Origin of the sequence: Paenibacillus sp. F4 (genome assembly GCF_002894905.1) — a bacterium.
Lineage (GTDB): Bacteria > Bacillota > Bacilli > Paenibacillales > Paenibacillaceae > Paenibacillus > Paenibacillus polymyxa_B.
Window position 1 is genome coordinate 275,235 of sequence record NZ_POVS01000015.1, and the last position, 9,300, is coordinate 284,534.

A 9,300-nucleotide genomic window follows, 5' to 3' on the forward strand; every position below is an offset into this window, starting at 1 on the left:
AAAAGAGGGGATGAGAAAGGTCCTTTTACAGTATAAATGTTTCTAATTATATTACTTATTTTCATATGAAATGTCAATTTTTGTAATGCGCAACACAAGGAAGTTCGCTACTTTTAATGTGAAATCTAGTAATCCATGATTCAGATTGTTGCATCATCGCTGAAGACAAAAATCAATCTCCTCCGAGAAAGAATTTTATATTTCGTTTAATCCCAAAGGAAGAGATGTTGAAAAAACTATTATATGCCTGAAAGAGTATTGTGGTGACTTGAGAGAAGTTCGTAAAAAACAATCGAATGATTCAAGTTTTGAAATGAAAACGACACCGTTTTGGTGCCGTTTTTTCCCGGGAGGAGGCGAAAGAGGCTTAATTCTAACGTTTTAATTTATGACTTGATTCCTTTTTAACAGCCCCCATAATTGATCAGCCACATCATTTGGCGATTGCGGCATGTTATTCAGAATCCACCATTCAATTACGCCTACAAAGGCGGAAGCCATGAATTGAGTAGTCAATTCTTTGCTGTAATTTTTGTTGTCCCCATCCATATTAATATGAAGTTTGATGTGGCTCGTAACGATTTCAAGCATCCGATCACGAAACGCGGGAATTCCTTTGTTTGAAAGCATGGAAGCATATAATCGATGATTCTCTTCGAAATAACTAATGACAGGCAAAAAGGAGGATTGGATTAAATCGAAGGTCTCTCCGTTAGCATGTGTTATCGTCGTAACCGAAATCATTTTATTTAAATTCTCTTCTATGCACTTGTTTAGCAGATCGTATTTATCGCGGTAATGGAAATATACCGTCCCTCTATTGACATTTGCCCGATCCGCAATTTCGTTGATCGTAATGTCCTCAAAGTCCTTCTCTGAAATTAAAGAAGCAAAAGATTGAAAGATAGCTTCCTTCGTCTTTAAGATCCTTCTGTCAATTTTAATGCCCATCCGCATAACCTCCATAAAAAAATCCAACACATCTATCGTTTCCGTTGAATATTGAACAAAAAGCGCCACATTAGCGATTGAACTCATCCGCATACCCTATATAATAATCAATAAGTTCAATTTATTCAACAAATGTTGGATAGTGAAGAGAAGGAGTGTGAGGAAAAAGGGATGATGGCTTGAAAACAGAATGGTTACAGCAATCCGAAATATTTACCAAACGATTAAACTGATGCTGACGCATGTGTCAGATATCGTATTCATGCGATTCACTCAAACCCAATGAAATAAGGAGGACCACTTCATGTCACTGGAAACTATACAAGCAAAAATGGAATTAAGAGAATTGGTCGATGCTTATGCAACTCTAACAGATGAAAAAAGAATTTCGGATCAAATGCGTTTATTTACGCCGAATACTCAATTCAAGGTCTACTTTGGGGACCAGTTGGTGTCCGATGTTACAGGAACAACACAACTGGAAGAGGAGTTCAAAGGTCACGTTTCACTTGTAAAACATTATTTCTCCATGAATGGACAGCACGTTGTGAACGTGGATGGCGATACTGCAACGGGAGTTGTATTCTCTCAGATAAAAATGGTGAGGGATAAAGAGGGCATAGAAGTTATCACAGACTATAGTGTTCAATATCATGATGTATATGTACGTCTAAACGAAAAGTGGTTCATAAAGGAACGTACTTCAAAATATATAATCATCGAAGCAAGATCCTTGCAAGGTTAAAGGAATATTCAATTGAAAAAGATGTAATGTTAAAAAATGACGGGAGAGTTGTACACGCGATTCCGTCATTTTTTAGTTATATTTAGATATATATCATGAATGTAAGCTGCATATCGTTTTAGGAAACCATTTACCCCGATGACGATTCCTTCAGCATCGTGCGTCGTGAGCAAACTGGGCGCCCAAGGAATCGAGTATTAACGTCCATCAGGTCAGCTACATTAAGCAGCACGGAGGCAGCGTCAACATCTCACCTTTTGTACAATGCGGGGAGGAGAGGCTATTGTTTTTTGAAAGAAAAATGCTCCTGTATCTTTAGCTAGGATTTTGGGAGCATTCCAATCAGTTGTTGAAGTAGTGAGACTGTTAGAGGTCGGGGGATAAGTGCAGGTTGCACAGGCCTCCAACCCAGAAGTTCCTGAGTTGCAGCGCTTGATCTCGGGATATCGAGCGCTGCAAGTGTACTAAGGAAGCCGATAACTTGTGTCATAAAAAAAGTGTACAAAAGTACCTATATTACTATTGACACAAATTTTCCTACATAATAGAACTAAGAAACCCAATCAGATTAGATTGTGGTAGTGCCCTGTAAACATTTTTTATAAATATTACTTTTTTGAAGCCAGCTTTTACAGTAAATAAAAAGAAGCAAGAGATGAAAGAACACTGCAGGGAAATTATCGATCCAGCATTAGTTCTTCAAAAGTATTGTGGGTTATTTTACAGTCATGAAACGATAGGCAGTGAACAAAATAGATGGATTAACAATGTATTACACAGTAGATTAAAAGACAACAATAAATAAGCATGAATGTCGGTGGTCAAGAACATCTACACTATTAGTCAAAATACGGGTTTTGTGAACATGTCTAAAGAAAACCGCATAACAGCTTGGCTTTACCTGTTGTTGTCGGATGACAAGAACATTATCCCATAAATGACAAGAACTTTATCTCATTCCCTATTCACATTTAATTATATCCGATAAATATTATCACAGTCAAAAATAAAAAATCGCCTTTAGTAGGCGATTTTTAAACGTAAGATTCAATTCTTTTATTTTCATCACTTGAATTTTCGTAAATTCTCATTGCTACACTTAATGGTTTAAAAGTATTCATCTTGAATAACAATTTCTTCATAGTTTTAGTACTTAGCGGACATTTAAATTCATTTAAATTAATCGTTCTAGCTACACTTGGAAGCATGATTTCGATTCTTTGATTGTGCCTTACATCTGAGTTGTGTTTTAGAATTGCTCTCGGAATACTATTTTGTAACATAATATCTATTTTATCTCGATTCGGAACACTAATTTGTTCGGCTCCTTCTACCGCTATTTTAAGCCATTCGTAAAAATAATTAAGACATAGCTCAGATGTCACTCGATTTAATACCCAGTTAAACATTTCTCTGTTGTCGTATATAGAAAGATTGGTATGGGCAAAGAGCTTAGTTTTGTAGTCATCTATGATGCTCTCTATAAGTTCAGTTACAACAGTTATACCGGGCCTTCTTCTAGAAATAACTAGATTATTGTAAAAATGCTCTCTCCCTAATAAAGTTTGCTTCCAAAATACATAAGCATAAGCATATGGACAAATGGGAGGGAACTCTTCATTTTCATTTTTTCTAAGTTCCTGAAGCATTAGTATACATTTTAGATGTTTTTTGATGAATTTCTTTCTAATATATTGGTCTATAGCTTTGAAACATCTACTATTTTCATTATATAAATCATTCTTAAATTCATCTCTATACAAGTAATCTTGCCTTAAGGCAACTTTCACATTAAAAAAATACTTGGATTTAACTCTAGGTTCACCTTAAATCCAAAACGCTCTTGCTGGGGGTCTAAACGCGACAAATACGGTACGGAATCATGAACATTTTCGGCCGTCACATGCACATCGGTAATGGGCGCTGTTAAATAACCCGAATCGAGTGCAACGGCTCGCCTTGCTCCAATGGAGGTAATACATCTGGTTCGGATTCTTCCTGAGAATCAGAATCATACAGAACTTTTCGCCAACCTTCCTGCACAATAAGTCTTCCTTTGGTGAGAAATGTTTCTTGATCACCTACGACTGTAATTAAGCGCGAATAATCAATAATAGCCTTATCATAATGCGCAGCTATCAGCCTCTTGACAATCAGCTCGTATAAATTACGCTCTTCTGGTTTCAATCGTCCGATTTGGGGGATCACTTCTGTTGGAATGATCGCATAGTGATCACTTACTATTGCCGCATTGACAAATCTCTTATTATTGGCAATAGATTGTATGGGCAAAGGAAAGAAATCCTTGAATGATTCTTGACGACTTAACTTTGAAAGAATCTCAGGAAATTGCCTGGCTTCTTCAGGTGTTACATAAGCCGAATCCGATCTCGGATAGGAAATGTATCCTTCCAGATAAAGCTGCTGCAGCGCATTTAAACAATTTTGAGGCGAATATTTATAAATTTGATTGGCAACTGCTTGCAATGAAGATAAGTTAAAGAGCTGTGGCGGTTGAAATTCTTTTCGCTCTCTCTCAATTTCATTGACTGATGCCAGCTTATTTTCACAGTTTCTTTTGACGGACTCCGCTTCATCCCGACTTGCAAACCGTGTTTGCTCCTCCCGAAACCATGTGCCTTCATAGACAGTATCATTTATTAGGAATTTGGCTTTTAATTCCCAGAACGGTTCCGGTTTGAAATTCTGAATTTCTTTCTCGCGTGCTACGATTAGCGCCAATGTCGGACTTTGTACACGCCCAGTTGAGAATACTTCTCTAATTCCTCTACGCTGGAACAGAAGTGAATATACCCGTGAACCATTCATTCCTACGAGCCAATCAGCGCAAGAACGGCTAACGGCTTCATAATATAAGGACCGGGTATCCTCTTCACCTTTCAAATTCATAAAACCTTGTTCGACGGCTTTGGGTGTTAACGATGATATCCATAGCCGTTTCATAGGTTTGTTCACTCCAACAAGCTGAACCGCTATGCGGACTATGTACTCTCCTTCCCTCCCGGCATCCCCGGCATGGACGATTTCTTTGATATCTGGACGCATTAAAAGGGATTTAATCACTTGAAATTGCTTGGCTTTAGAAGGAGAAACGCGATGTCTAAATTTTTCGGGTAATATCGGCAAAGTGTCTAGACTCCACTTCTTAAGACTAGGATCGTATTCCTCTGGAGGCACCAATTCGCAAACATGACCAACAGCCCAAGTCACTAGGGCTCCTTTTGGAAATGTATCGTTCGGTGAGATTTCAATATACCCTTGTTGTTTTTTTATGTTTAAAAGGTGAAGCCAACTTCGCCCCTTGATCCGGTTTTTCCGCAATAATAAGTTTCAATATGTCACGGACCTTTCTGAGAGAACTATAAATTGATTATATCAGCAAATCGGTTCAATTTCATGACTTAGAATTATATACAGCAAAATGATAATAAGTGGTATTAAATAGTTGCTGGGCTTCACTCCCTCTTTTTTTATATCCATTCTTAGGTAAATTCAATTTTCTTTTCAGACATCACATTGAATCTTGATAATTAGGCCTTTCTTAGCGGATCATGTTTTACGATGTTACGAGCAAATGAACGGCGAGCCTTGACAAAAACCATTGCAAAAGAGGCAAAAAGAGACCCCGAAGTCTCTTTTCAGGTTCATCACCAGCAGTTGTGTAAGCGCAAAATAGCCCCCACCTTGTTCCCAAGATGAGGGCCTGTTAGTCTTAGTTTGATTGAAATAGGCGGCACGTCAGTGGGAGCGAAGGCGACCATGGCAACAATTCGTCTAGCTCAACCGGATCTTTCGGATTCGCAAGCTGCGGAAGCTGTTCGAGCAGGTCCGTCAAATACTTGAAAGGATTTAGCCCGTTTTTCTTCGCTGTTTCAATGACACTGTAGATCGTTGCACTGGCTTTTGCTCCGTGTGGCGCATTGGAAAAAAACCATTTTTTTCAATGATAACGAGCGAATACCAGCCGCTTCCGTCCGGTGAAGAATAGACGGTCGAGTACGCAAACCACATCGCCCCGGCATCGTGTCCGCTGTCGATATGCAATTTCACCTTCAATTTGTCATTAGTCCTATTGGCGATCCGCCAACATTTTAACTTTATCTTGACTAGCTTAAACCATGCTATTAATAGTAAACAAAGTAACGAATTTCACCGATAATGTTACTTTGTTTACGGGATATCTTAACTCTGTAAACAACGTATTCAGCGTAGTGGTGCCTTTACAATGAGAGGCATCGGATAACCTTGCTAGGTAGGGCTTGCTGAACGGGTCACATTTTACAGTGGAACGAGCAAGCGGACCGCGAGTCTCAACCACAGCCATTGCAAAATAGACAAAAAGAGAACCCGAAGTCTCTTTTCGAGGTTCATCACCAGCAGTTGCAGCCCGATCACGGTCTCGCTCGTCGTCTGAAGGTGTGCTCGAATACGGCCAAACCCATAACTGCGCTTGCCTTCGCCGAACTTGCCTTCCACCGCATTGCGTGCGGCTGCATCCGTCTTGGCGATTTTCTTTTTCTCCTGCTGATCGGCTGACGGACGACCCAACTGCGGTCCGCTTAAGCGAATTCCCTCTTTGCAGAAGCGCAAGTTGTCGCGGGTTCGATAGATCTGGTCGGCCAGCACCGCTTTGGGATAATAACCAAATCTGGCGCGGTAACGCTCTACGGCGTCCTGCAATGTCTGCCCTTCGTTGTAGCTATCCCACGACAGATGCTCGCGGAAAGCGTAGCCGTTCACCACGCTAATCGCCAGCTTCTCTCCGAACTCGACGTTTGCCCTGGCTTTGCCGCGCACGATCGGTCTGACATGTGGCTGTGCGATACTGACAATCCGATCCGATATGCTGTGTGTCCGCTTGTCATACATCGTTTGCTGCTGACGATAAAGCTCTTGAATGACCAGCAGTTCCTTGTACAAACGCCGCGGCAGGCCGCTCGTCATATCGGCGAGTTCGGCGATCATGCGCAGATCACGGGAAACGAACCTGAGCTGCTTGCCGATCGCTTTTCGCATCGCGCGCGGCTTCACGCGCCGCTGCTTGGCAACCGCCAGATAGGCTTTGCGGGCACGCTCTCGGTATGTTCTGGGCTTCGGGTCTTTCCACGTTCCGGTTCGTGCAGGATGTCGATGATCTTCTCCAGCTTTTCTCTGGCCTGATTCAGTAACGACAAATCCGTCGGGTAGGCGATATCCGCCGGCGCGCAGGTAGCGTCCAGCAGCAGTTCGCCCTCGTTCGTCAGTTCCATCTGCTGTAGCTGCGTTTCTGAAGGCTTACCGGACGCTGCGTCAGTTCCGCTGCCAGGTTCATCGTCGTCCGATGAATCATCCGACACTTGCGCGCTTCTTCCAGAGCGATCCATTCATTCACTTCATCCAGAATTTCGCCACCCAATCGCTTGCGGAAATGCGTCATGAGAGAATGATGAAACGGACGGCGGTACCGATATTCCGGCAGACCGAGGAAGTACTGCAGATACGGGTTCTCCAGAATCTGACGAAGTGTCTCCCGATCATCGGTGCCAAGCCGCTCCTGGATGATGAGTGCGCCGAGCGCGATACGGATCGAAACGGCTTTTTGGCCCTTGAGGCTTTTCTTGAAGTTTTTCGCATACTTCTCTTCGAGCATCCACCACGGAATCATCTGGGCCAGCAGCACCCAGCGGTTATCTTCTGCGAGCTTTCCGCCGAACGGCAGAAAAAAGTCGACGGGCAGGTTCATCTGGTTCTCGGTTCGCTGATACAATCCTGACGCCTCCAAGTGCACGGTTTTTCACGGGGCTGCCCCGTTTTCCTTCGACATAAGAGGCCCTAAACCCTTGTGCCTGTTGGAGTTTTGATTCGTTCAGCAAGCCCTAGGTAAACCGTGTCCTATGGGCATCGGCGCACGTGTTTAGACTCCGATGCCGCGAGGCTCATTGTCAAGGCGAATACGTTGTTTACATGTCTTCGATGTACACGCCCTTGATAATCAAGGATTTTCTAAAAGCGAGTTGAGATAATTAACGAAAATATACGCTAAGTATTAAACGGATTAATGACCCTTTGGCGGCTCAAACATCATATTGTTTAACTGGTTCACAAAAATACCTTCGTTCGGGCCCGGGTTGTTTCGAAATACTTTCGCTTCTTCCACTAGAACCTCGTCCGCATCCGTACCAAGTACCTTCATCGTTTCATCAATGAATGATGCTAGTAGCATAGAGCTCGGATCGTTATTGAAATACGTTTGAACCCCTGGCGGCGCAATTTCCAGGATTTTCACCGATGTGTCTTTAAGCATGTACCGTTGGGATAGCGTATAGGAATGGAGCGCTGCTTTCGTCGCACTATAAACAGCAGCACCCGCCAGTGGCACGAATCCAAGTGACGAAGTCGTGTTGATAATAACCGCTTCTTCTTTGGACTTCAAATGCTCGAGTATCTACATAACTTTTCACAAATAGTATATTGTACATATTTTTTAGAGAGAATGCCTGTTTTAGAACCTTCTCTTTGTTCTTATTCAAAAATTTAATTGTACAATTCTCTAGGGCCTGTACGCAAACCTATTTGAGCCATAAACGAATTGAAAGCAGCGTCAAAAAAGCCATGAACATGTTCGCTGTTTTTTCATAGCGAGTGGCCAAGCGTCGATAGTTTTTTACTTTGTTGAAAAAGCATTCAATTAAGTGTCGCTCTTTATACGTTTCAGAATCTAACGGGCGCTTTACCCGCCGATTGCGTTTGCTTGGGATAACCGGAGTGATCGCTCGGCTTTGCAAAAGCTCCAGAATGGCATTGGTATCGTAGGCGCGATCAGCCAACACTTCGCCCGGGCAGAAGTCCAGTTCATGAAGAAGGCGATAGCCGGTGACAGAATCGTGGTCTTGTCCTGGCGTCAATTCGAAACGCAGCGGATAGCCGAGCGCATCCACCATCGCATGAATTTTGGTAGTTAATCCTCCGCGCGAACGTCCGATTGCTTGCCGGTCCTGCCCCCTTTTGCGCCCGCTCCATGTTGATGGACGCGGACGATGGTGGCATCGACCATGACCTGCTCCCAATCCGGCTCGATGGCGACATGCTTCAGTATTTCACCCCAAATATTCGCTTTTTGTAGCCGCCAGAAAAAGCTGTAGGCTGAAGACCAAGGGCCATAGTAACTCGGTAAATCCCGCCATGGCGCGCCCGTTCGAGCAACCCAAAGCACGGCATTGAGCATCTGGCGCCGATCCTTGGGCGGACGTCCTCCCTGTTTTTTTCGGGCTGGGGGCAACAGGGGGTCAACTATATTCCATTCTTCATCCGTTAACTCGTATCTTCGTCTCATGTGCCTTATTTTACTAGATTTCTACGAGTTGTACAGTTTGCGTACAGGCCCTAAAAAAATCGGGCTAAAAAAACGCATTTTTCAGCCCGATTTTGCTTATTTTTTTTTAAAATCCACCTTAGTTCTTACCGCCATAGCCCTTATAAGTAGCGTAAACTGCATCTGCATATTGATTGGCCAGAATAGGACGGCCATAAGAGTCTGTAGTTCCCGGATACCAGTTATCTCCTCCGTTATAGTGTAATAAGCCATTATATATGTTGCCGAATCT

Annotated in this window: 6 protein-coding genes and 3 pseudogenes; 1 reads left to right on the forward strand and 8 read right to left on the reverse strand. The window is 42.8% G+C overall.

What is annotated here, in order from left to right; translation table 11 throughout:
* Positions 1–381: 381 nt before the first annotated feature.
* Positions 382–951, reverse strand: coding sequence for a TetR/AcrR family transcriptional regulator (locus tag C1T21_RS18230; RefSeq protein ID WP_103049265.1), 570 nt, complete (start codon positions 949–951; stop codon positions 382–384).
* A gap of 304 nt (positions 952–1,255) precedes the next feature.
* Here C1T21_RS18230 and C1T21_RS18235 point away from each other — a divergent pair, with 304 nt between their 5' ends.
* Positions 1,256–1,696, forward strand: coding sequence for a nuclear transport factor 2 family protein (locus tag C1T21_RS18235; RefSeq protein WP_103049252.1), 441 nt, complete (start codon positions 1,256–1,258; stop codon positions 1,694–1,696).
* 1,034 nt (positions 1,697–2,730) lie between these two features.
* Here C1T21_RS18235 and C1T21_RS18240 read toward each other — a convergent pair.
* The 7 genes and pseudogenes from C1T21_RS18240 to C1T21_RS18270 form a co-directional block, all read right to left on the reverse strand.
* A complete protein-coding gene (locus tag C1T21_RS18240; RefSeq protein WP_180984614.1) occupies positions 2,731–3,459 on the reverse strand; it encodes a hypothetical protein in 729 nt (242 codons plus the stop codon).
* A gap of 163 nt (positions 3,460–3,622) precedes the next feature.
* On the reverse strand, positions 3,623–4,927 hold the full coding sequence (locus C1T21_RS18245; protein ID WP_258012527.1) for a DNA topoisomerase: 1,305 nt from the start codon (positions 4,925–4,927) through the stop codon (positions 3,623–3,625).
* 502 nt (positions 4,928–5,429) lie between these two features.
* A pseudogene (locus C1T21_RS28560) lies at positions 5,430–5,657 on the reverse strand (transposase domain-containing protein); the annotation flags it as partial.
* Positions 5,567–5,773 carry a hypothetical protein gene (locus C1T21_RS18255; RefSeq protein ID WP_080771912.1) on the reverse strand — a complete coding sequence of 69 codons (207 nt, stop codon included), beginning with the start codon at positions 5,771–5,773 and terminating at the stop codon, positions 5,567–5,569. The pseudogene C1T21_RS28560 and the gene C1T21_RS18255, both read right to left, overlap by 91 nt.
* 222 nt (positions 5,774–5,995) lie before the next feature.
* Positions 5,996–7,463: pseudogene (locus C1T21_RS18260) on the reverse strand (IS5 family transposase).
* Positions 7,464–7,751: 288 nt separating this feature from the next.
* A pseudogene (locus C1T21_RS18265) lies at positions 7,752–8,138 on the reverse strand (SDR family NAD(P)-dependent oxidoreductase); the annotation flags it as partial.
* A gap of 127 nt (positions 8,139–8,265) precedes the next feature.
* Positions 8,266–9,029, reverse strand: a protein-coding gene (locus C1T21_RS18270) for an IS5 family transposase (RefSeq protein WP_102163329.1) whose coding sequence is annotated in 2 segments (ribosomal slippage) — positions 8,266–8,693 and positions 8,693–9,029 — 765 coding nt in all. Because the reading frame shifts where the segments join, the coding sequence is not laid out codon by codon here.
* Positions 9,030–9,300 lie beyond the last annotated feature (271 nt).